25 protein-coding genes are annotated in these 22,820 nt (G+C 48.4%); 4 read left to right on the forward strand and 21 right to left on the reverse strand.

From position 1 onward, the window contains the following. Positions 1-38 precede the first annotated feature (38 nt). The 14 genes from HP399_RS17775 to HP399_RS17840 all read right to left on the reverse strand — a co-directional run bounded on the left by HP399_RS17775 (position 39) and on the right by HP399_RS17840 (position 12,404). Positions 39-1,256 (reverse strand): M20 family metallopeptidase, encoded by a 1,218-nt coding sequence (locus HP399_RS17775; RefSeq protein ID WP_173617844.1) that lies wholly within the window; start codon positions 1,254-1,256, stop codon positions 39-41. Positions 1,257-1,293: 37 nt separating this feature from the next. Next, positions 1,294-2,256, reverse strand: coding sequence for a P1 family peptidase (locus HP399_RS17780; RefSeq protein WP_173617845.1), 963 nt, complete (start codon positions 2,254-2,256; stop codon positions 1,294-1,296). Continuing rightward, complete coding sequence (locus HP399_RS17785; protein ID WP_017248213.1) at positions 2,256-2,813, reverse strand: ECF transporter S component; 558 nt, start codon at positions 2,811-2,813, stop codon at positions 2,256-2,258. The genes HP399_RS17780 and HP399_RS17785 overlap by 1 nt, the downstream gene beginning before the upstream one ends. Positions 2,814-2,879: 66 nt before the next feature. Beyond that, positions 2,880-3,716 (reverse strand): energy-coupling factor transporter transmembrane component T family protein, encoded by an 837-nt coding sequence (locus tag HP399_RS17790; RefSeq protein WP_173617846.1) that lies wholly within the window; start codon positions 3,714-3,716, stop codon positions 2,880-2,882. Between the two features lie 13 nt (positions 3,717-3,729). Further along, on the reverse strand, positions 3,730-4,590 hold the full coding sequence (locus HP399_RS17795; protein ID WP_173617847.1) for an energy-coupling factor transporter ATPase: 861 nt from the start codon (positions 4,588-4,590) through the stop codon (positions 3,730-3,732). Beyond that, positions 4,587-5,456 (reverse strand): energy-coupling factor transporter ATPase, encoded by an 870-nt coding sequence (locus HP399_RS17800; protein WP_173617848.1) that lies wholly within the window; start codon positions 5,454-5,456, stop codon positions 4,587-4,589. The genes HP399_RS17795 and HP399_RS17800 overlap by 4 nt, the downstream gene beginning before the upstream one ends. A gap of 162 nt (positions 5,457-5,618) precedes the next feature. Then, entirely contained in the window at positions 5,619-6,917 is a 1,299-nt protein-coding gene (locus HP399_RS17805; protein WP_173617849.1) for a sigma-54 interaction domain-containing protein, read from the reverse strand. After that, positions 6,914-7,156: a hypothetical protein gene (locus tag HP399_RS17810; protein WP_173617850.1), complete on the reverse strand. Its 243-nt coding sequence runs from the start codon at positions 7,154-7,156 to the stop codon at positions 6,914-6,916. Before HP399_RS17810 ends, HP399_RS17805 begins: the two co-directional genes overlap by 4 nt. A gap of 24 nt (positions 7,157-7,180) precedes the next feature. After that, the gene (locus HP399_RS17815; protein WP_173617851.1) at positions 7,181-7,516 is read right to left on the reverse strand and encodes a DUF4406 domain-containing protein; all 336 of its coding nucleotides are present in this window, start codon (positions 7,514-7,516) and stop codon (positions 7,181-7,183) included. Positions 7,517-7,636: 120 nt separating this feature from the next. Next, on the reverse strand, positions 7,637-8,308 hold the full coding sequence (locus HP399_RS17820) for a GNAT family N-acetyltransferase (protein WP_173617852.1): 672 nt from the start codon (positions 8,306-8,308) through the stop codon (positions 7,637-7,639). A gap of 41 nt (positions 8,309-8,349) precedes the next feature. After that, positions 8,350-9,021, reverse strand: a complete 672-nt coding sequence (locus HP399_RS17825) for a GNAT family N-acetyltransferase (protein WP_173617853.1) — start codon at positions 9,019-9,021, stop codon at positions 8,350-8,352. Positions 9,022-9,057: 36 nt separating this feature from the next. Continuing rightward, the gene (locus tag HP399_RS17830; protein ID WP_012686242.1) at positions 9,058-9,915 is read right to left on the reverse strand and encodes a carbon-nitrogen hydrolase family protein; all 858 of its coding nucleotides are present in this window, start codon (positions 9,913-9,915) and stop codon (positions 9,058-9,060) included. 128 nt (positions 9,916-10,043) lie between these two features. Next, positions 10,044-11,303 carry a M20 family metallo-hydrolase gene (locus HP399_RS17835; RefSeq protein WP_173617854.1) on the reverse strand — a complete coding sequence of 420 codons (1,260 nt, stop codon included), beginning with the start codon at positions 11,301-11,303 and terminating at the stop codon, positions 10,044-10,046. Between the two features lie 393 nt (positions 11,304-11,696). Beyond that, complete coding sequence (locus tag HP399_RS17840; protein ID WP_173617855.1) at positions 11,697-12,404, reverse strand: hypothetical protein; 708 nt, start codon at positions 12,402-12,404, stop codon at positions 11,697-11,699. Positions 12,405-12,771: 367 nt separating this feature from the next. Between HP399_RS17840 and HP399_RS17845 the strand changes: the two genes are divergently transcribed. Continuing rightward, a complete protein-coding gene (locus HP399_RS17845; RefSeq protein ID WP_173617522.1) occupies positions 12,772-12,948 on the forward strand; it encodes a hypothetical protein in 177 nt (58 codons plus the stop codon). Between the two features lie 43 nt (positions 12,949-12,991). After that, positions 12,992-13,177 carry a hypothetical protein gene (locus HP399_RS17850; RefSeq protein ID WP_173617856.1) on the forward strand — a complete coding sequence of 62 codons (186 nt, stop codon included), beginning with the start codon at positions 12,992-12,994 and terminating at the stop codon, positions 13,175-13,177. 66 nt (positions 13,178-13,243) lie between these two features. On the opposite strand, the gene HP399_RS17855 is transcribed toward HP399_RS17850, so the two are convergent. The 6 genes from HP399_RS17855 to HP399_RS17880 all read right to left on the reverse strand — a co-directional run bounded on the left by HP399_RS17855 (position 13,244) and on the right by HP399_RS17880 (position 20,587). Further along, positions 13,244-14,857: an ABC-F family ATP-binding cassette domain-containing protein gene (locus HP399_RS17855; RefSeq protein ID WP_173617857.1), complete on the reverse strand. Its 1,614-nt coding sequence runs from the start codon at positions 14,855-14,857 to the stop codon at positions 13,244-13,246. Positions 14,858-15,207: 350 nt separating this feature from the next. Next, entirely contained in the window at positions 15,208-16,329 is a 1,122-nt protein-coding gene (locus tag HP399_RS17860; RefSeq protein ID WP_173617858.1) for a sulfate/molybdate ABC transporter ATP-binding protein, read from the reverse strand. Next, positions 16,326-17,192, reverse strand: a complete 867-nt coding sequence (gene cysW, locus HP399_RS17865) for a sulfate ABC transporter permease subunit CysW (protein WP_173617859.1) — start codon at positions 17,190-17,192, stop codon at positions 16,326-16,328. Before cysW ends, HP399_RS17860 begins: the two co-directional genes overlap by 4 nt. 12 nt (positions 17,193-17,204) lie before the next feature. Next, on the reverse strand, positions 17,205-18,041 hold the full coding sequence (gene cysT / locus HP399_RS17870; protein WP_173617860.1) for a sulfate ABC transporter permease subunit CysT: 837 nt from the start codon (positions 18,039-18,041) through the stop codon (positions 17,205-17,207). 30 nt (positions 18,042-18,071) lie between these two features. After that, positions 18,072-19,076, reverse strand: a complete 1,005-nt coding sequence (locus HP399_RS17875; RefSeq protein WP_370642745.1) for a sulfate ABC transporter substrate-binding protein — start codon at positions 19,074-19,076, stop codon at positions 18,072-18,074. Positions 19,077-19,360: 284 nt separating this feature from the next. Next, positions 19,361-20,587 carry an NAD(P)/FAD-dependent oxidoreductase gene (locus tag HP399_RS17880; RefSeq protein WP_173617862.1) on the reverse strand — a complete coding sequence of 409 codons (1,227 nt, stop codon included), beginning with the start codon at positions 20,585-20,587 and terminating at the stop codon, positions 19,361-19,363. Between the two features lie 149 nt (positions 20,588-20,736). On the opposite strand from HP399_RS17880, the gene HP399_RS17885 reads away from it, so the two are divergent. After that, entirely contained in the window at positions 20,737-21,039 is a 303-nt protein-coding gene (locus HP399_RS17885) for a DUF3846 domain-containing protein (protein WP_173617863.1), read from the forward strand. A 65-nt stretch (positions 21,040-21,104) separates the two neighbouring features. On the opposite strand, the gene dut is transcribed toward HP399_RS17885, so the two are convergent. Further along, positions 21,105-21,641 carry a dUTP diphosphatase gene (gene dut, locus HP399_RS17890; protein ID WP_173617864.1) on the reverse strand — a complete coding sequence of 179 codons (537 nt, stop codon included), beginning with the start codon at positions 21,639-21,641 and terminating at the stop codon, positions 21,105-21,107. Positions 21,642-21,837: 196 nt separating this feature from the next. On the opposite strand from dut, the gene HP399_RS17895 reads away from it, so the two are divergent. Further along, positions 21,838-22,782, forward strand: coding sequence for an oxygen-dependent tRNA uridine(34) hydroxylase TrhO (locus HP399_RS17895; protein ID WP_173617865.1), 945 nt, complete (start codon positions 21,838-21,840; stop codon positions 22,780-22,782). Positions 22,783-22,820: the final 38 nt, after the last annotated feature.

The following is a 22,820-nucleotide window of genomic DNA, read 5'->3' on the forward strand; positions in this document are numbered from 1 at the left end:
CTCTGCCGCTAGCGTAAGCAGAGTTCTTTTGTAGGTGATTAGGCTCGCACTGGCTGCGTCAAAAACGTCAATGCAGATAAGGCAAAAAGCTGGGTGGATTCTACCAATTGGTCAATCGCTACGTACTCATCAGCATGATGAGGGATGTGGCGATCGCCGGCGCCTGTCGTCAAAATCGGAATGCCGGCTTTGTGCAGGAAGGTTCCATCTGTCGCACCTGGGACACCGTTATATACGGGTTCTTTTTTCGTGATTTCCCGATAGGCGCTCGCAACAGAAGTCACGACTTCTTCCTTCATGCCAGTTAAGGTCCAAGGACGCTCTTCGATGAGTTCCAAGGTGGCTTTGAACTTGTCATCCTCTTTGCTTAATCCTTCTAATATGGCACTGATTTCTTTGTACAACTCCTGGTGGTCCTGCCCGGGGACCGTGCGAATATCAAGTGTGGTCATGCATTGATCGGGTACGACGTTGATTTGGGCGTCTCCTTTGACCGGTGCCTGCAAAATCGTCGGAGTGATACTCGGCCATCCCAACATCGAATGCTCTCCCAGACGAGCCATTTCCTTGCGTTCCAGCTCCTCTAACGCGACTATTGCGCGTGCCATACGTGTGTTCGGATTGATTCCCGTCAGTGGCATGGCACCATGCGCCATCTTGCCAAATGTACGAAGGATGGCTCTCATGGCTCCTTTTTGCGTGATGCAGAGCTGATTTTCTTCTGGTTCGCAGATGATCGCCGCATCGACGTTGTTGGCCCAACCGCGACGGATAAAATCTTTGATCCCGATCATCATGCTCTCCTCATCGCAAGGGATGCACAGGAGGATTTTGCCTGTAAAAGACTGTTTGGATCGTTGGATAGCTTTGACTGCACATATCGCGGCTGCCAGATTTCCTTTTGTGTCACAGGAGCCACGCCCGTAGATACGTCCTCCAGATATTGTCCCGCCAAAAGGGTCGTAGCTCCAAGCATCCCGGTCCCCTTCTGTTACGACATCCGTATGGGCTTCGAACAAAAGCGTTTTGCCAGGCCTGCCCGAATCGTAAAAAGCGATGACATTCGGTCTGCCTGGAACAACCTCTTCATAGAAGACCTGCAAACCCATATTGCGAAGATAATCGGCGACAAATAGCGCGACCCGCTCTTCATTCGCTCCTGCCTGATCTGGGCGAAACACACTCGGAATTCTAACTAGCTCCTGCGTTAGGCGCACAACTTCCTGCTCGTCAACAAAGGATATCACCTGATTCATCCGCCAATCCTCTCCTCTGCATCCAATTATGTTACACCTATTCCTGGAAGTAACTGCGATAAGATGGCAGTCCCCCTGCTTCTTCTGCGTGCTTAACCGCTTGGATGACGGCTTCTGCCAGCACATCTGCGGACAACGCGCCCACCAAGTCTACACTTGTCTCTACTTCGCCTGTTGCAACAGCAAAGATCGTGTCGCCATCGTACATGGTGTGAATCGGACGGATCGTACGGGCAAGCCCGTCGTGAGCCATTTGCGCTACTTTGTTTGCTTCTGCTTTGGACAAGCGGGCATTGCTCGCGACTACGGCAATTGTCGTGTTCGTACCTGGAGGGATCGGAGCAAAAGCTTGCTGGCGCATTATCTCCATGCTATCCCGAATGGTTCCCTGTTCATCTCTCGGCCCGGCTATGATCGTACCTGACTGCGGATCTACGACATGACCGACCGCATTTACAGCGACGATTGCGCCTATGACGAGTCCATTGGGTAATATCACGGAAGCTGTGCCCAACCCGCTCTTCATCGCGTTCCCAAATCCATTCAGCTTTCCTACTGAAGCACCTGTACCAGCACCGACGTTTCCTTGTGCTATTGTCTCACGGCTTGCTGCCTGTGCTGCCTCATAGCCCATTTGACGATCCGGACGAACCCGATAGTCGCCTACAGCCTGGTCGAACAAGACGGCTGCTGGAACGATAGGAACGACGCCATAGCCAACATCCAGTCCGATGCCTTGTTCCTCCAAATACTGCATGACACCTGTTGCAGCATCTAAACCGTATGCACTGCCACCCGAAAGACAAATTGCATGGACGACACTCACCAGATTGACTGGGTCCAAGAGGTCCGTCTCGCGGGTGCCCGGGGCAGAACCCCGGACATCCACGCCGCAGACAGATGGCTTTTCCAGCATAATCACACTGCATCCTGTAAATGTTTCTTCGTTTTGTGCATGCCCGACGAGAACGCCGGGTACGTCAACTATCGTTCCGGTCATTATAAGTCTCCTGAAATTTTAGATTTTTGCCTGCCCGCTGATCCTAATTTCTTCCAAGCTGCAACGACAGCCAACGTAACAATGACCGAAACAATTGCTTCTGGCAAGCCGTTCGTGATTGCAACTGTTGTCGCTACACCGAGCGTCATGTATCCTCGAATAACGGCCATGCCCAATACCAGGATCGTGTTTGTCATCGCCCCAATAAAGCCAGCGGCACCAATCGCCAAGTACTGATTGACGTTTTTCAAACCAACATAGGTCAAGTAAGCAGTCACACCGATGAACAAACGTGGCAGGATGGCGACAAGAGGGTCTTTAAAAAGCGGAACGGTGGCATTTAAGAAAGAAGAGACTCCAAATATAAGGCCAATGATCATACCAACGCCCCAGCCCTCCATTATGCCCCCGATAACAGCCGGGATGTGCATAATAGTGGCATTGCCCGCTGCTGTCGGAACCGGAATGTAGCCGAGACGTGTCACCCCGAGCAAAATCGCTATCGCGCCCAGAACGCCTGCAATGACAATCTTGCGAACGGTCAAGCCTTTTTCCATGCATACTCCTCCTTTTACGAGTTTTATGTGGAATGCCCTACTCGGGCGAATTCCCGCTAGTCTCCCTTACCAAGGTATGGCGAGCATGACGGCAGAAATGACTATGCTCACGATTAGCGCGACGTAATCTTTGCCTACCGCCTTGTATTGGGTGTATCTGGTCCGTGCAGCACCTGGTGTGTAGCATCTGGCTTCCATTGCTAAGATCAAATCTTCCGCTCTGGAGAGCGCCACATTAAACAACGGGATGATGATGGGAAACATGTCTTTTGTTCTCTGGATGATCCTCCACCATTCCCCTGTACCGAAATCTGCACCACGGGATGCTTGTGCTTTCATCATCTTTTCCATTTCCATCGCGAAGGTAGGTACAAAACGCACAGCAATCGTGATGATCAATGCAAACGCATGAACCGGAAACTTTACTTTTTCCAAAGGCCCCAGCAGTCGCTCCATTCCGTGCGTGAGTTCCGTCGTAGAAGTACTGAGCGTGAGGACACTCGATAAGAAAATCACTTCTACAAAGCGCATGGCAGACACAATGACGAGGCGTACACTCTCACTCGTGATCGTGATGAAGCCGTATTTCAAATAAACGGTTCCGCCATTGACAACCTCCCCGTAAAAAAGCAACTGCATGATCGCCAAAATAATGATAAAGGGAATAGCGGGCTTAATCCCGGATATGCCGTAATGAAGGGGGATTTTCGAGATTTGAAACATCCCGATACAAATGGCTAAAGCAAACAGGTTACCCACGTATGTATCGCAGATGGCAATCGCTAAGATGAGGATGACGAAAGCCCCAAGCTTGAAACGAGGATCGAGACGATGAACGACCGAAGCAGTGGGTAAATATTGACCGATGGTAATATTACGCGTCAATTCAAATTCTGCTGACATGTGGACCCCCTCCTCAGCGGTTCATCAGTTTCAAAATTTCCATCGCTGTCTCTTCAGGTAAAAAAGCGCTAGGGTCGATGCTGTAGCCCTGCTCGCGGAGTCTGTATAAAATATCAACCGATTCCGGTGTGCCGATATGATGCTGCCGCAACAATTCCTGATTGCCAAAAATTTGTCGTGGTGTCCCATCGCAAACTGATTTGCCGTTTGCCATGACGTAAACACGATCAGCAAGCTTGGCGACCTCCTCCATATTGTGTGAGACGAAAATAACCGTTAGCTTTTCTTCCCGATTGAGACGGCGGATGCGTTCCAACAGCTCAAGACGAGAGCGCGGGTCCAGCCCTGCTGTTGGCTCGTCAAGCACGAGAACCTTGGGTTGCAAGGAAAGGACGCCAGCCAATGCCACCTTGCGCTTCTGTCCGCCACTTAAGGCAAAGGTCGGACGGTCTTTCATCTCCTGAAACGAAAGGCCGACCAAGTCCATCGCCCACTGAACGCGTCGCCGCACTTCCTCTAAAGGCAGCCCCATCCGAAAAGGGCCATAAGCTACATCATCACCAACCAGTTTTTCGAACAGTTGATCCTCCGGGTTTTGAAAAACGAGCCCTACTTGTCTGCGCAACGTACGAATATCAATCTTGGGTGAAGATACGTCCATTCCATTGATGATGACCGTACCGGACTGCGGGCGAATCAGTCCGTTAAAATGCTGGATTAGCGTCGATTTTCCCGATCCTGTATGACCGATAATGGCCAGGCATTCGCCCTCTGCCACCTGGATGGTTACCTGGTCGAGAGCCCGATGTTCGAGAGGTGTTCCCTGCATGTAGACATGAGATAGATTTTCCACGTTTACGATCGATTGCGTCATGAACCACTCGCCTCCGCTTGTCTGACGTATAGACGATTAACCTCCGCGACAACTTCCTCATTGTGGATGAGGTCTGGTGTAAATTCGCTATATTCGGAGTGAACGAGATGAGCAATTCGACTCGCGTCTGGAACATCCAGATGCAGCTCGCGAAGTCTTTCCTCATGGGAAAATACTTCACGCGGAGTACCCTCCAATACGATCTTGCCGCCCTCCATCACGATGACACGATCTGCTTCTGCTACCTCTGACATGTGATGGGTCACTGTGACAATCGTCATTCCTTCGCGATGCAGCTTGCGAACGACTGCCAGTATATCCTGTCTACCGTAGCTGTCCAGCATACTCGTCGCTTCGTCCATGACGAGGCATTGTGGCTTCATCGCCAATATCCCCGCAATGGCGATCCGCTGCTTTTGTCCGCCAGACAAATGATGAGGCGGCCGATGGCGAAAGGCACTCATTCCTACTGCCTCTAGGGCAAAATCCACTCGTGTTTTCATCTCTTCTGCAGATGTCCCTATGTTCTCCAATCCGAAGGCCACATCGTCCTCTACAATCGTCGCGACAATCTGATTGTCCGGATGCTGAAAAACCATCCCGACACGGCTCCTCACTTCATGAATTCGCTGTTTTTCACGCGTGTTAATTCCGTTAACGATGACATCGCCATCGTTTGGAGTCAAAATTCCATTGAGATGCTTAGACAGCGTTGACTTACCGGACCCATTATGACCGATGATGGCGACATACTCTCCTGGAAACACTTCTAGGGAGACATTCTGCAGGACAGGAATTTGTTGATCTTGGTTAACCTGATAGGCAAACGAGACATTTTCTACACGAATAATCGGTTGTGGTGTCATGCTCTCCCCTCGCCTCTTCGTAAAAGTCGTATGTGCTGTGTCCTCCATAAATAAGCAACTACCATGCCAAATAAATATGTTTTTAATTTTCTGTAAATTAAGCAATTAACGGAGTAACTCTGTTGCAAACATGCATCGCTGATGTTGCAGTTGCATCAATTTCTACAGCCTTTCGTAGCGCTTCATTTTTCTCCACAGTGTGGACCGATCCATTCCCAAAATTTTCGCCGCCTCTCCCTTGTTTCCCTTCGTTTCCGCCAAAACCTTTCGGATGACTTCCGCTTCTCGCTCTTCTTGATCTCGGTAAGATTGTCGCTGATACAGCTTCTTCGCAAAAAAAGCAGTGTCCTCCTTGCCTAGAGCGTCATTCTTACAGAGCAAGACCATTCTTTCCACCACATTGCGCAGCTCTCGTACATTGCCTGGCCAGTCGTATTGTTTGAGAACGCGGAAAACGGCCTCTTCGACTTTCAGATGCCTTTTATTTTCCCGTTCCTTGATTTCTCCAATGATCGATGCCACCAATAGAGGGATATCTTCAATTCGCTCTCGCAAAGCAGGTAACTCTAACGTCAACACATTCAAGCGGAAGTACAGGTCTGAGCGAAACTGCTTTTCCTCCACTAGTCGTTCCAAATCCCGATTCGTTGCCGCGATAATTCTCACATCGACAGGGACGATGCGCTCCCCGCTGATTCTGCGGACTTTTTTCTCCTGTAAAATACGCAAGAGCAACGCTTGGATCGAGATCGACATCTCTCCGATTTCATCGAGAAACAGAGTGCCTCCGTGGGCCAATTCAAATAGCCCGGGCTTTCCGCCTTTTCGCGCGCCTGTAAAAGCGCCCTCCTCGTATCCAAACAATTCGCTCTCCAATAAATTGCCGGGGAGAGCCGCACAGTTAACTGGGATGAACGGCCCGGTTGCACGCTGGCTGCTCAAATGAATCCCTTGGGCAAACAACTCCTTGCCGGTCCCACTCTCCCCCTGGATGAGAACCGTCGCATCTGTCCGTGCAAAAGTTTCCGCCCATTCCTTCGCTTCACAGATCGCAGAAGATTCTCCAACGATATCCTCCAGGCGGAATTTAGCTTCCAAGCCGCTCTCCATGCTCTGCTTGCGAATGCGCATCTCCATTTTTTGAATGTCGGTGATCTCTTTAAAAGTGGACACCGCACCAATGATTTCACCCTCTACGACAATCGGCAAACGGTTGATGATAATTTGTCGATTCAGGATCGTCGCGATGTCCCCTATCTCTTTTTTTCCCGTTGCCAAAATTCTCAACATATCTGAATTGGGAATATATCGGGTAATTTTTTGTCCAACGATATTGCCAGGCAGACCGAGTATTTCCATCGCGTTTTTATTGACCCCGATAATAATGGAATCCCGATCGACCGCAATGATCCCGTCGTGGGAAGCGTCCAGAATCGCCTGCATGTGGATGTCGTGAATCATTTGCCTGGCTCTCCTTCCTCGGCATGCTCAAGCATGACTGCTACTTCCGGTGCAGACCTTCTTGCCCGACGCTTTTTTCGTTTCTTTTTCCGTAATAGGAAAATGGCCAGGAGCATTAGCGCGAGGATGGCGAGTTCGATTGGTTGTGCTAGCTTTGCAGAAGTCCAGCCACTCATGCCTAGCAAGTGAAAGATGACGGCTATGTAAAGGAAGATCGATGCTAGATTTTGAGCTTTCACCTGTTTCACCTCTGATTTTTCTGGTTAGAGAAAGAATGCGGCAATCACTTCATCGTTGATCCCACTCTTGGAGTAATAATGAACCGGCTTTCCTTGTTCTTTCGCATACGCAATTTCCTTGCTTGTACTGCTTCCGATATAGCCCTCTACATCGATGACAAATATTTCGTTGGATAAATCGATTTTTCGAAAGTGAATGTCTGTGAGTAGATCAGCTTGCTCCTGTGATATCGCAAAGCCCTCGCTCTGTTCGAAAAAGGCTACACTCATCACGATGTTTCCTTGGAGCGTCAAATACGTATTCGCCTGCTCAAATTCCTTTTTGAATTTTGTAGACCCGCATAGGGTGATGATTTTCATTTTGAATCCCTCTTCATATGGCTTGTATTTTTCGTAATAATCTGACTAGCCTACTACGAAAAACTCCCATGGAGCCGTGAACATAGCTCCACAGGAGAGTTGGTTCTTGTTGTCTTGCGATTAGATAGGAAGCAGCTCCACAGATTCTTTGCTCTCCAAGTCTTTCACCATGTCGAGCCATGCCTGCGGCTTTTGTGGAAGCACAGCGTAATAACGCTTCAAGAACGTGACGATCAGATCTGCTTCGAGGGTCGTTTGCTCTTCGTTTGTCGGCATGAAGCCCAGATCGAGTCCGGATACTGCTTCGCCGTCATTTTGCCAGGACGGATGTACGTACGTAAAGTTTGTACGTTTGTAGCCCAAATGAGAGAGCACTTCACGGCGCACAAATGGGTCCATTGGCTTGATTCCGCCAAAGTTGTGTTCTTCCACACGGTACGGGTCGTAGATTTCTGCAAACATCCCGTACAGCTCCTTGCCGTTTTCAACAGCCAGAGCGAGCAGGTCCTTTTGACGCTCTCTGGCGAGGAATCGTCCCACTCCGAGTCCTTCTCTACCAATAATCGTGAAGTCTGTCATGGCTACGTTCATGTCCGTGTAATAACGGTATTCGGTAGCGCCCACAACTTCTCCTTCGTGTACAGCTACAAATACACGAATGCCCGGATCTTCTAGCGGTTCTTTCCACAGATCGTACTCCAATACTTCCTCAGGCGGGAAAACCTCTTGCATCAAACGGTGCATCTTCGCAAACAGCGGATTGTCGATATGTTGAATACGTACGAATTCCATCAGTCAAATCCCCTCTCGATCGATTATGTCGGATAAATACCCTACCGATGCTGCTGGAATGGATTTTTCCATTCCATGAGTGTCGCGTAGTTGCGAGATTCCTCATCTTCCAAATAATTCGCCACGACCTGAACAGGCGTGCGACCACATCGCATGAGAAATGTAATCACCGGGTCTCTTACTTCCCCTGTCAGAACACGCTCCAAATACTGCTCAGGTGTCCATTGGTCTGCATAATGCCCATATCCTGGCATGCGACCTCCGCCGAGCAATCTGCGCAGTCCTTTTTGTACCACCAGCTCATACATCGCTTGCATCATCTGTTGGCCGAATCCCAGCTTGCGGAAGCTCGGACGAATACAAATGTCTACGATGTACAGCGTGTCCCCCTCGGGATCGTGATTACGGATATAACCGCTATCCGTGACATCCTCCCACTTATGCTCAGGGTGAGCCGGATCAAACTTCACGAGCAGTCCTGTCATCGAACCTGCCAAAACGCCGTCCACTTCCACACAAATGGCACCTTCCGGGAACAGCGTAATATGGTTCGTCAGCTGCTCCTGGTTCCACCATAACTCAGACGGGAACGGCGGGGGAAAACTCTCCGCCTGTATTTGGATCAACTCGAAGAAGTCTGCGCGATTGTAGTTACGTATAACGGCTTTGTGTGGCTTGTTCCCTTCAAATACATACAGCTCTTTTCTGTACATATTCATCCTCCTGCTGTCCAAATCACGATGGATTGCTTACTTCCAGTCTGTATATAAATCGGTGCGGCGGTCGCGCCACGTTGTGACGGAGCCTTTTTCCCGCACGTCATATAGCAATTGGATATCCAGGTCAGCGGTTACCATCATGTCGTGGTTGATCTCCCCTTCAGCAAGAATGCCTCGCGGAGGGAACGGAACATCGTTTGGCGTCAAGATTGCCGCTTGTCCAAAGTTCGCTCGCATAAAATCAACTGTCGGCAACGAGCCTACAGTACCAGTCAGTACGACATACACCTGGTTTTCAATCGTCCGGGCATGACTCGTGTAACGTACGCGGTGGAACGCATGGCGATCATCCGTGCAGGATGGGCAGAAAATGACGTCTGCACCCCGCGCTTTGGCGATGCGCACCCACTCAGGGAACTCGATGTCATAGCAAATAATCATCGCGACCTTCCCTTTGTCGGTCTCAAAGATTTGTAGCGAGTCGCCAGCTCCCATATTCCAACCTTTTACTTCCCATGGCGTGATATGGATTTTTTTCTGCTGCCCTACACGTCCATCCGGGTAAAACAGAAAAGCCGTATTGTAAAGCTTGCCGTTTTCCTCGATGATGTGCGTTCCACCAATCAGATGCATCTCATATTTGGCAGCGAGGGAACGAAATAGCTCGACATATCGGTCCGTGAATGATGGCAATGCCGTAATCGGCAGCGCATTTCCCTGCTCGTCCCCAATCGACATGAGTTGAGTCGTAAACAGCTCCGGGAAAAGGAGGAATTCTGTGTCGTACTCTTGCGCGTTTTTCACGTAGTGCTCAACTTGATTGGCGAAGTCTTCAAAGCTATGTATGGTATGCAGATGATACTGCACAGCGGAAACACGCATTTTCATGCCATTCTTCCTTCCTCAAACGTGATAAGAACCTCTCAGACTAAAATATATCAAAAACAGTCTGTAAAGTCTCGTCATTGACTGTATGAAAAAAGTCGCCTATCCACTTAGACGGGCGACTCTCGCTCTTATTGGTTGGTACACATCCGCAATACGGTTTTGTAGAGCAGCTCTGTTCCCAGTGCCACGTCTTCATAGGCTGCGTATTCTTGCGGATTATGACTGATTCCGTCCTTGCAGCGGACAAAAATCATCCCGTAATCACAAACGTAAGAGAGCGCCAAAGCGTCATGGAAAGGGCCACTCATCAGCTCGCGCACAGAGGCACCAAGCTTGCTGCTCTCCTCGTGCATGATTGCCTTAATCCAGTCAGCACAGTAACGCGGGTCACTATTCGTATCTTCCGTAATGGTATATTGCAATCCACCTTCTACAGCGGCTAACTCAATCGCCTCGCGCAACGCTTGTTCGCGCTCATCGCGGCGCCTCAAATCGATATCCCGCAAATCAATCGAAAAACGCACCCGCTCGGGAATGATGTTGCGCGAATCCGGGAAAACCTCCAAGTGACCGACTGTACCGACTGTTGGCGCTTGTGGATCGAGCTTTGCCAGCTCGTTCACTGCCAAAATTACTTTTGCCGCTCCGACTAGTGCATCCTTCCTCATCGGCATCGGTACGGAACCAGCGTGTCCGGCAAAGCCAGTCAGCTCGACCGTCCACCACAAAGGCCCTGATATCGCCGACACGATTCCAATCGCTTCTCTCGCATCATCGAGAATCGGCCCCTGCTCAATATGCAGCTCCAGATAAGCACCGATGCTGCCTTTTGGATAAATAGAGGCTTCTAGGCGATCAGGGTCGCATCCAAAATCAAACAGTGCCTGCCTGCGTGTGATCCCGTTTTTGTCCGTCCGCTCCAAGTCCGTCGGGTCCAGCATGCCGAGAATGCCTTTGGAACCAAACAGTCCTTTTTGAAACCGGCATCCTTCTTCGTCACAAAACGCAACGACTTCAATCGACTGTGCAGGCATGACCCCTTGTTCATTCAACGTCTGGACGACCTCTAGTCCACCCAATACCCCGATCACACCATCGTACTGGCCACCGTACGGCTGCGAATCGATATGCGAGCCAACCATCAAGATCGGGGCTTGATCATCCTTCCCCGTCATCCGACCAATCAAATTGCCGAAGTCATCGATCCGCGTCTGAAGACCGGCTTCTTCCATCCAGCTACGCACCAGCTCTACGCCTGCCCGGTCTTCGGCAGACAAAGCGAGTCGACATACGCCCGTTTCGCCTATTTTCCCGATTTGCGCCAATTGCTCGATTCGTTTTTGCAGTCGTTCTTCATTGATCGTCAGCTTTCTCGCTTTTACGTTCATGCTTGTAGAACCTCCTCATCTTGGCGTTGATAGACGAATTCCCCATCTATCATCGTTTTGTCTACGCGCAGTTCTTTCATACGATCTGCCTGCGTTGCCAAAATATCAATGTGCCTCTTCTAAAATGGTATTCAACTCGTCCTGTTCATAGTAGAGAATTCCATAATCATCTGATTGGCTGGGGGTTGTCCGATTACTAAATCGCGATGATCCTAAGCATCTCCCGCCATGTCAAAACCGGCATGGAACTTTGACAAAAAACTATCGTTTACTATCTACAATCTGAAGTATATTAATTTAAAACTGGCTACTTTAAGAGGGGAATTATGCCGCACTTCCAACCAAGAGTACAGAAAAAAGGAGCCAATGTTAGGCTCCTTTTCATGACATTAATTAATTGATTTTAGGCACAAAGCAAACTCCGATTGGCAAGTAAGCAGTTCCACTACCAACCACTTCATCTTCTAAAGGCCATGGCCTTCTTTCCATCACATCAAATTCATATGTTTGATACCAGGGATACGCTGTAATAATTCCCGATTTCCCTGGCGGAACAGTTATAGGTTGTTCATCTGAAACGTTGTAACCCTTGGTAACGCTAAATCCAACACCAGCACTAACAGCCGCAGCACTAACAGAAACATTTGCATTATATGAAGCATTTACGCTTTCAGAAATGATCATTTTACCCCCAGGAGGTGCATAACTAGAACTTCTAATTTTTTTTGTCCCGCAGGCTTCCGATTCACGTTTCACTTTTACGTATTGAGCAGCTAAAATTGACACATCAGGTCCTGTTCGATCAATTAATTTAGGTGTTGATTTAACCATCGGTACAACCAAGGTGATTTCGCCAGTCGGCTTAACGTTCATACCATTTATTTCACCAAATTTTTTTGTATCTTTTATCTTAATTACTTTCTTGGTAACGCCATCAAAATTTTGGTAACTAACATCACCTAGTTTTTCTAAATCGTCACAATAATTAACCTTATTATTATCCGCTGATTTCGCAAAAACCCCTGTTGAAAGTCCTGTCGATAACGTCAACACAAAAACCAGAATAAACATCAAAGATTTGGAAAGTCCATTTTTCAACATTATCCATCCCCTTTTGGTATAATATACCATAAGTGTTTTTGTAAGGAAATGGATATTCCAAAAAAATACAGGAGTGTGATTAATTCATGGAAAAAATGATAGTTAAAGTCGTGCTATACAGCTTTATTGTCAGTTTTTGTGCCCAAATTTTATTCACAAGTCGATACCAAAGTGTACCTACACCAGGTACTGATCTATTCGAAATTGTTTATCTTCCCGTTGACGAGTACATACTATCAATTCTTCAAAATTCTATTGTTGTTTCGTTTGTTACCATGTTAGTGTTTATCCTCTGCTACTATCTGTATAAGATAATCAAAGCAAAAAAGAAATCTCAGTAATCAGTAAACTCACCATGCAGAATAATATGTCTTTTCGTGTGCTCTTAATCTATTATCTTCTGAATGCGGTCTCTTTTCTTAGCATCAAAAGCTACAACATCCAGCTCATACGTGAGTGGACCGGATTGAATGCGGAAAACGGGCACGATCAAATGCTGCTGCGCATCGCCATAACTGCACATGTCATTGGGCATCGTCATTAATCTTGGTATAATGAATGAGAAAGTCAGGTAGGAGGAACAACAGATGAACGAATGGTTGAATAAACCCGTGAAGACGATACAGCGACCAAAGAAACGAGGCACGGTAGAATACATAGATGACCAGTATATCGTGGTGTTCTTTACTTCCCCGCGAAAAGAGCGCGTTATTTTCTCGAGCAAGGAAGCATTCCTTAGCAAAATCGAGTTCGTGGAAGACCCCGTAACATGAGAAAAAGCCCCTGACTTCAGCACGATTTGTGCTAGGCCAAGGGCTTTTTATATGTGCGTAGGCAGCTTACGCGTAATGCTCGTCACGCAGGCGTTTGATTTCATCGCTCTCTAGGTACTCGTCATATGTGATCATTTTATCAATGACACCCTTCGGCGTGAACTCAATGACCCGGTTCGCAATGGTTTGAACGAACTGGTGGTCATGAGATACGAACAGAAGTGTACCGTCGAACTCAATCATGCCGTTGTTCAATGCAGTAATAGATTCCAAATCCAAGTGGTTCGTCGGTTCGTCCATGATCAATACGTTGGCACTCGCCAGCATCATCTTGGACAGCATGCAACGAACTTTTTCTCCCCCGGACAATACGTTTGACTTTTTCAGCGCTTCATCTCCAGAGAACAGCATGCGACCGAGGAATCCACGAATGAATGTCTCGTCTTGATCTTTGGAGTATTGGCGCAGCCAGTCAACCAGGCTCAAATCGGAGCTAAAGTAATCCGCATTGTCTTTTGGGAAGTACGCTTGGGAAGTCGTAACGCCCCATTCGAAAGAACCGCTATCAGGCTGAACTTCACCCATCAAAATTTGGAAGAAGGTTGTTTTCGCCAGCTCATTTGGTCCGACAAACGCAACTTTGTCCCCTTTGTTGATGGTGAGGTGAAGGTTTTCAAACAGTTTTTCGCCTTCAATCGTCTTGCTCAAGCCTTCGATGGCTACGAGGTTTTTACCCGCTTCACGCTCTGGCTTGAAGTTGATGAACGGATACTTACGGCTGGAAGGACGAATGTCATCCAACGTAATTTTCTCCAACAGCTTTTTACGCGAAGTCGCCTGCTTGGACTTGGAAGCATTCGCAGAGAAACGCGCAATAAACTCTTGCAGTTCCTTCATTTTTTCTTCTTTCTTCTTATTCTGATCACGAACCATTTTCAGCGCCAATTGGCTGGATTCGTACCAGAAGTCGTAGTTACCCACGTACATTTGGATTTTGCCAAAGTCAATATCCGCAATGTGCGTACACACCTTGTTCAGGAAGTGACGGTCATGGGATACAACGATGACGGTGTTTTCATAATCCGCCAGGAAGTTTTCCAACCAACGAATCGACTCGATGTCCAAGTGGTTCGTCGGCTCATCCAAGAGCAGGATGTGTGGATTACCGAACAGGGCTTGCGCCAACAGAACACGTACCTTCTCCGTACTAGAGAGGTCCTTCATCTGCTTGTCGTGCAAGTCTGTCGGGATACCGAGGCCGATCAGCAAGCTAGCTGCATCTGCTTCGGCCATCCAGCCGTTCAGCTCTTCGAATTCTCCCTCCAATTGGGACGCGCGATTGCCGTCTTCCTCAGAGAAATCTTCTTTCATGTAAAGAGCGGTCTTCTCTTCCATGATCTCGAACAGGCGCTTGTGGCCCATAATTACCGTTTTTAACACTTCGTACTCGTCGAATTCAAAGTGGTTCTGCTTTAATACAGCGATACGCTCGCCCGGTGTCACCGAAACGTGACCGCTCGTCGGATCGATCTCTCCGGAGAGGATCTTCACGAAGGTAGACTTCCCTGCACCGTTCGCACCGATGAGGCCGTAACAGTTACCTGGGGTAAACTTAATGGATACATCTTCAAACAGTGCGCGCTTACCGTAGCGCAGCGTCACGTTCTGAGTGCTTATCATCGTCGCAATACCTGCCTTTTTTGAATCGTTCAAACACTTATCTTACCAGAGATGACCTCATTATGCAAAAGGTAAACGATTTCGCGCACTGCAAAAAACACTTGATTCATGAAATTCATTTTCACAGGGAAAACTACCATGGCAATTCCAATGGGAAGGAGGCAGAGAAATGTCCAAGCACAATGGTGTCAAAAATGAGATGGGAAAGAAAGAAAACCCTTCGCAAACCCGTAGATCGAACACAATTAGCAAAGAACAGACACGCTCCAAGCAACGTGGCGAGTAGAGAGTGCCTCCATCAAAAACCGGCCTGCGGCAAATGCAGACCGGTTTATTTACAATCAATTGGATCAAACACTTGCCTGCAACGGTACGAGGGCAGGGCGATGCGTCTGTAAAGGCTGTGAATCCACATAGATCGATACATTGTGCAACGTCACATACACAACGCTCTCCTCTTCTACGTTCAACTCCATAAAACGTTGCCTGCTCATCTCTGCCTCAAATACCTCATCCGTGTCCAAACGTTTCAGATCAAGGCGAACGATCGGACCCAAGAGCGAAATATGGTTAATCTCGGCCTGAATAGATCTGGCAGACTTCCCCTCAGGTGGACGCAATGAAATCTCTACATCATGTGGCCGCATGTATCCGACAGCGGGAGCCTCCACTGCTTTATCCTTCCAATCTGTCTCGAACTCTGCCTCTCCCAGCTTGATTTTGCCATTTTGGATTCGTCCGTGAAACAGATTGACCCGCCCCAGAAAGCTGTACACGAACGGATTCGCCGGATGATGATAAATTTCTTCGGGCGATCCTACCTGTTCCACTCGCCCTTCATTCATCACAACTACCTGATCCGCCAATTCCATCGCTTCCTCCTGATCGTGCGTGACGAACAGAATCGTCAGCCCGAGCTTTCCGTGCAGATGACGGAGCCAGCGACGCAGCTCCTGTCTCACTTTCGTATCCAAAGCGCCAAACGGTTCATCCAGCAGCAAAAATTTGGGTTCCACTGCCAACGCCCTCGCCAATGCAACACGCTGGCGTTGTCCGCCGGATAGCTGTGAGGGATAGCGATGCGCGAGACCTTCTAGCTGAACGAGCTTTAACAGCGAATGAACCTTTTCACTGATTTCTTCCTTGCTCGGTCGTGTTTTGCGGGATCGCACTGACAATCCAAACGCAATGTTATCAAAGATGTTCATATGCCGAAACAAGGCGTAATGCTGAAAAACAAACCCAACCTGCCGCTCGCGCACGTCGCGGTTCGTATTATCCTCTCCGTGAAAGAGAATGCTCCCCTCCTGCGGTTGCTCCAGTCCAGCGATGAGACGCAAAAGGGTCGTCTTTCCCGATCCGGAAGGCCCGAGAAGAGCTACGAGTTCGCCTTCCGGGATATGCAGATTCACATTTTTCAGCGCCGTAAAGCTTTTATATGACTTCGTAATGTTCACTACCTCGATACTCATCCGGCTCTCTCTCCTGTCACGTCGTAGTGTTGTTCCTCATCCAGCTTTGCCTGCCGCTCGGTTTTCCACTCGATCAAGCTTTTCAGAATAAGCGTCACCAGGGCTAAGGCAGCAAGCAAGGTGGCTACCGCAAAGGCAGCAGCGAATTGATATTCGTTGTAGAGAATCTCCACATGCAACGGGAGCGTATTGGTCATGCCACGGATATGACCGGAAACGACGGATACTGCTCCGAATTCACCCATGGCGCGGGCATTACACAAAATGACCCCGTACAGGAGTCCCCATTTTACGTTTGGCAGCGTGACGCGTAAAAATGTTTTCCAGCCGCTGGCTCCGAGCGAGACTGCTGCCTCCTCTTCGTCTCTTCCCTGCGCTTCCATGACCGGAATCAGTTCACGCGCGACGAACGGGAAGGTAACAAAGGTCGTCGCGAGCGCGATACCTGGTACCGCGAAAATGATTTTGAAATCCCACGCCTCAAGCAAGGGAGCCGCCACACCCTGACTCCCAAACAGGAGGACAAAGATAAGGCCCGCAATAACTGGAGACACGGCAAATGGCAAGTCTATCAACGTAAGCAACACATTTTTACCCGGGAACGAAAACTTGGCTATTGCCCATGCAGCAGCGATTCCGAACGTCACATTCAGCGGTACGCTAATGGCTGCGACAAGCAAGGTAAGCTTGACAGCGGATAACGTTTCCTCCTCTGTAATGGAGGCCACGAATACCTCCGCTCCTTGCCGAAATGCTTCTGTAAATACGGCTACTAGCGGCAGGATCAAAAACAAGCTGAGGAAGAGCAAGGCCACGATAATCAGTGTCCATCGGATATAGGCTGGCTCCGTCAAATGCTTCATACGTGATACCTCCTAACGGGCCGCATCGAATTTATTGATTTTCCATTGCAAGTAGTTGATGATCAAAAGCATGATAAAGGAAATCACTAGCATGACCGTTGCAATTGCCGTAGCGCCTGCATAGTCAAACTGTTCCAGCTTGGTCATAATCAAGAGAGGCACAATCTCTGTTTTCAAGGGCATGTTCCCGGAGATGAACACGACGGAGCCATACTCACCCAGTGCTCTGGCAAAGGCGAGCGCAAAACCCGTAATGATCGCCGGTAACAGATGAGGCAAGACTACCCGCCAAAATGTATTCCATCGAGTAGCGCCCAACGTAGCCGCCGCTTCCTCCATTTGCAAATCCCAATCCTGTAACACAGGCTGGACGGTTCTGACGACAAAAGGAAGACCGATGAATGTTAGTGCAACCCATATACCGATGGGGGTGTACGCTACCTTGATCCCCCACTCCGCCAGGTACTGTCCGATCCAGCCATTTTCAGCGTAAATAGAAGTCAAGGCAATCCCACCTACAGCGGTAGGTAAAGCAAATGGCAGATCAACTATGCCGTCAATGATCCGCTTCCCCGCAAATTGATAGCGTACCAACACCCATGCCACCAAGACACCGAACACTGCATTGAGACAAGCCGCGAAAAAAGAAGTCATAATACTCACACGAATGGAGGCAAGGACCCTCGTATCCATAATCGTACCTATGAATTGCTCCCAACTCATCGTCGAAGCTTTTAAAAACAAGACAGACAGAGGGATCAGTACCAGCAGACTCAGGTAGATGATGGTATAGCCCATAGTCATGCCAAATCCTGGCAAAAACCCTCTGTTGCAGAATGATTTTCTCATGAAGGTAACTCCTCTGAGGAAAGTGTAAGTCTATGGTTTATAAAGCTGATCGAAGACGCCTTGATCTGCAAAATGAGTCTTTTGTGCTTTCGTCCAGCCACCAAACAACTCATCGATGGTAAACAATTGGATGTCAGGGAATGCGGGTGTATGTGCTTTGAGTACTTCCTGTGAACGTGGACGGTAATAGTGCTTGGCTACGAGTTCTTGGCCTTTTTTGGTATACAGGAACTGGAGGTATGCTTCTGCTACTTCTCTTGTCTTGTGCTTGTCAGCGTATTTGTCAACGATGGTAACAGGCGGTTCAGCCAAAATGCTCAAGGACGGATTCACAATCTCAAACTTGTCTTTCCCTAGTTCATTGACAGCGAGATACGCTTCGTTTTCCCATGCAATCAGCACATCCCCAATGCCACGCTCGACAAACGTAGTGGTCGAACCACGTGCTCCAGAATCGAGGACGGGTACATTTTTAAACAATTGTCCAACGAACTCTTGTGCCTTCGCTTCATCTCCCCCATTTGTCTTCAGGGCATAACCCCAGGCAGCCAAGTAATTCCATCTGGCTCCCCCAGACGTTTTAGGGTTCGGTGTAATCACGGAGATACCAGGCTTGATCAAATCATCCCAATCTTTGATTTGCTTCGGATTGCCTTTGCGCACGAGAAACACAATCGTGGAGGTGTAAGGCGAGCTGTTGTCCGAGAGCTTCTTTTGCCAATCGGCAGAAATCAGACCGCGTTCGGCAATCGCGTCAATATCATAAGCGAGGGCTAGGGTGACTATATCTGCTTCCAGCCCATCGATGACGGAGCGGGATTGCTTGCCTGAACCGCCATGTGATTGCTTGATCGTTACGGTTTGACCTGTCTTTTGATGCCACTCTGAGGCAAACTCCTTGTTGATATCTTGGTAAAACTCTCGCGTCGGATCGTAGGAAACATTGAGCAGCTCTACCGTAGATTTGCTGCCCGCTGCTCCATTACCTGTTTCTGCTGGTGCAGCAGCCGAGCAGCCTGCCATAGCAAACGCCATAGCAACGATTCCTACGCGTTGCAGGATCGTCTGGACCTTGCCTTTCGTGGTTTTCATACAGCTCACTTTCACTCCTCTTTTAATCTATAGTATTTTACTCGGAATACTCTGTTATTGAAGATTATACCTGCCTTTTTGTTCCTGTCAACGATATTTCCATCTACCCTATGCTAGGCAGGTAGGCCACGTTCAAATGTTACTTGCCTATCCAGCAAATTTGGGCCCACCCATTCTGACATTTTCAAAAAAAGAAGCCTTCCCATTGAATGGGAAAGCTTTATTGATCAGACTGTGACACTGGCATATTTCTTCCGGGCAAAAGCAAAAAGATCAGCGTCCGAATGACTTCCTTTTGTAATCAGATCACTGATGATTTGCGCGCCGATGGTCGAATAGACGGTTCCGTTCCCTCCGTAGCCTAGTGTGAACAAGCAGTGCGGATAGCCTTCCTGCTCCCCAAACAGCGGGAGTCCGTCATGGGTATCGACAAAAGTCGCTCCCCAATAATATTCGGCTCTCATGGGAATCTGTGGAAATAACTCTTGAATCTTTGCGAGCAAATGATCACGTTTCTTCAGACTGGATGCATCACTCTTTTTTAAGTCGTTTAACGGCTCATCAAGTCCTCCGACGATGATTCTCCCATCCGGACAAGTACGGATATACAAGTATGGACGGGCTGTTTCCCATATTAAGCATGCTTTTGGCCAGCCCGGAAACGCATCGACTGGATTGGTTACGATGGAAAACGAGCTGGAAATCACGGCATTGGCATTGCGCTTCATGGATTGTGCCTCGTAGCCAGTGGCAAAAACGGCACGCCTACACTTGATTGTGTGCCCACTTTTGGTATAAACCAAAAGCCCTCCGTCTTGCACTTTTTGATGCACGATCTCCGTATTTTCGTATACACGCATCCCTTTTTTCACAGAGTGGGCGATCACACCGTTCGTAAATTTGTACGGATTGAGCTCCGCATCTTCCTTGGAATAAATAGCCCCTGCCTTCGAAAAGGAGAATCGCTTCTCTATATCTGTTCGCTCAAAATACGTAACTGGAAAGCCGTACTTCTTCAATAACTCGTACTCTGTCCGCAAGCTCTCCGCATCCGCTGGTTCACTGGCATAGTACAAGCTGTCACGCCTTATGTAATCTGGAGACAGGTCTAGCTGCCCAGAAATTTGTTCCAATTCATCAACTGCCTGCCGCGTCAGCTCGTAAAAACGCCCCCCTTTTTGTTCACCGAATGAATGGATGCAAGCGGTCAAAGTCTTATCGTTGCATATTTGCAGCAAACCCGTGTTAGCACTGCTGCTGCCTTCACTAATCCTCCGTTTATCCACAAGGATTACATCCACCTCATGCTGCTTGAGATAATAGGAAACGAGCGCACCTGCCTCACCTCCACCAATGATCAGCACATCACACTTTACGTCCTCCGTTAGAGAGGGGTATCGGAGTGGGGCTGGCAATGTTTCTGGCCAATAGAGTTTACCGGTCACAATATTCATCAGAATGTCCCCTCAGGCTGAAAGTATCCAAATGCGGACCCTACTTACATTCTCAACCATAGGATAACCAACACGCCAGCAGGCATCCTCCCCTATCGCACAATTCATTGGTTATCCGTTATGATGGGTGTCAGAAGGAGTGATTGCGCTTGACTACGGTATACGTAAAGCTTCCGCATGAACATGCAGTTGTTCGTGAAATCGCTGAGACGGTTGAATTACAGGAGCTGGTGGGTGGTGATTACGAGGTGGTGGAGGATGACCATCTGGAGGGAATCTCCCTCGTTGTGAATGAAGATGCACGCGGGGTACAAGCGAACAATTTCCCCATCACATCAGATGGGTTTTTAGACTGGGTCTATGGACCTTGCGTATTCGTCAAAGCAGATGGACGTTCGCTGACCGATGATGACCTTACGAGAATTGAGCAGTTTTTATCTTCCAAAGGATAAGGGCATGACCAAAACAAAGACCCCTGACGTATGATCAGGGGTCTTGTCTTTTCACTACATATGCACTAGCCCTTAATACCGCTGCTGCCGAAGCCGCCCGCACCTCTTTCCGTCTCATCCAGCTCATCGACTACTTCAAATTGCGCGACTGGAACGATTGCAATCACGCCCTGTGCAATCCGGTCCCCTTTTTTGATCAAGTAGCTATGTGCATCGACTTCTTGTTCAACGGTTACTTCGTTTTCGCTAGCGCCCAGACATACCTGGCCACTTTTTCCGGATGCGATCCGAATGTTATCCATCAGGACACACACTTCACCGCGATAGCCTGCATCAACAGTCCCAGGTGCATTGGACAAGCGCAGCTTTGTTTTTGCACTGATCCCGGAGCGAGGGCGCACTTGCAATTCAAATCCTTCTGGAAGCGCGAATGCCAAGCCAGTTGGAACCTTTGCAGATTGGCCAGGGGCAATCAATGTATCCTCTACCGCGACCAGATCAAAGCCCGCGTCCATTGCTCTCGCGTACGCTGGGATCACGGCGTCTTGGTGGAGCTTTTTAATTTTCACCTGTGTAACCAGGCGCTCATTTGTCATGTTCATGAAATGTCTCTCCTCTATAGCCTGTCAGCTGAATACCATTCATAGTGTACAGGATGCGTCCACTTCCAGCAAGAAGCACCGTTTTTCATAAAAACCTCACAAATCCCTTTCTTTTTCAGCGCTTTTAACAATGGAATGTGATATAATCACCGTTGCATCTAAAATCACAATTGAAAAAGAAAGGTGGAATTGTACCTTGCAAGTACAAAAACCATATCGCATTTTGTTGTATTACAAGTATACTCCTATTGAAAATTATGAGGAGTACGCAGCCGAGCACTTGCAATTTTGCAAGGATAACGGGCTGAAAGGGCGGATTATCGTAGCTCCGGAAGGAATTAATGGAACCGTATCCGGAACGATTGAGCAAACCGACGCCTACATGGAATATGTGCGAAAAGATCCACGTTTTAATGATATGTGGTTTAAAATAGATGAGTCGGAAGAACATGCATTCAAAAAAATGTTTGTGCGCCCGAAACAAGAGCTCGTAACCTGGCGTTTGGAGGAAGATGTTGATCCGAATCAACTAGTCGGCACCTATCTGAACCCAAAAGAATGGCATGAAATGATGCAGGAAGAAGACGTCGTGATCCTCGATGGTCGCAACTACTACGAATACGATTTGGGACATTTCCGTGGTGCGATTCGCCCTGAAGTGGATTCATCCCGTGAGTTCCCTGAGTGGATTCGTGATAACATGAGCCAGTTCAAGGATAAAAAAGTCCTCACCTACTGCACAGGCGGTATCCGTTGCGAAAAGCTGACAGGTGTATTGCTGCAACAAGGTTTTGAAAATGTTTACCATCTTGAGGGCGGGATCGTCACGTATGGAAAAGATCCAGAAGTCCAAGGGCGCCTGTGGGATGGAAAATGCTACGTGTTTGACGAGCGCATCTCCATACCGATCAACCATACAGAAGAAGACGTTGTAATTGGCCGTTGCCATTACTGCGGTACTGTGGAAGACCGTTATCTCAACTGCGCCAACCCATTCTGCAACAAACAGCACTTCTGCTGCACAGAATGTGAGACAAAATTCAAGCGTTCTTGCTCCGATGAATGCCGTGAGCACCCTCGCAACCGTTATGTAGAAGCGGAAGAAAAAGCGAAGCTGCAAGCTGCTGGATCAAACGCATAATTTTATCCAAACACAAACAAGCTGATTCTCTCGTAGAG

This window comes from Brevibacillus sp. DP1.3A, from assembly GCF_013284245.2.
Taxonomy (GTDB): domain Bacteria; phylum Bacillota; class Bacilli; order Brevibacillales; family Brevibacillaceae; genus Brevibacillus.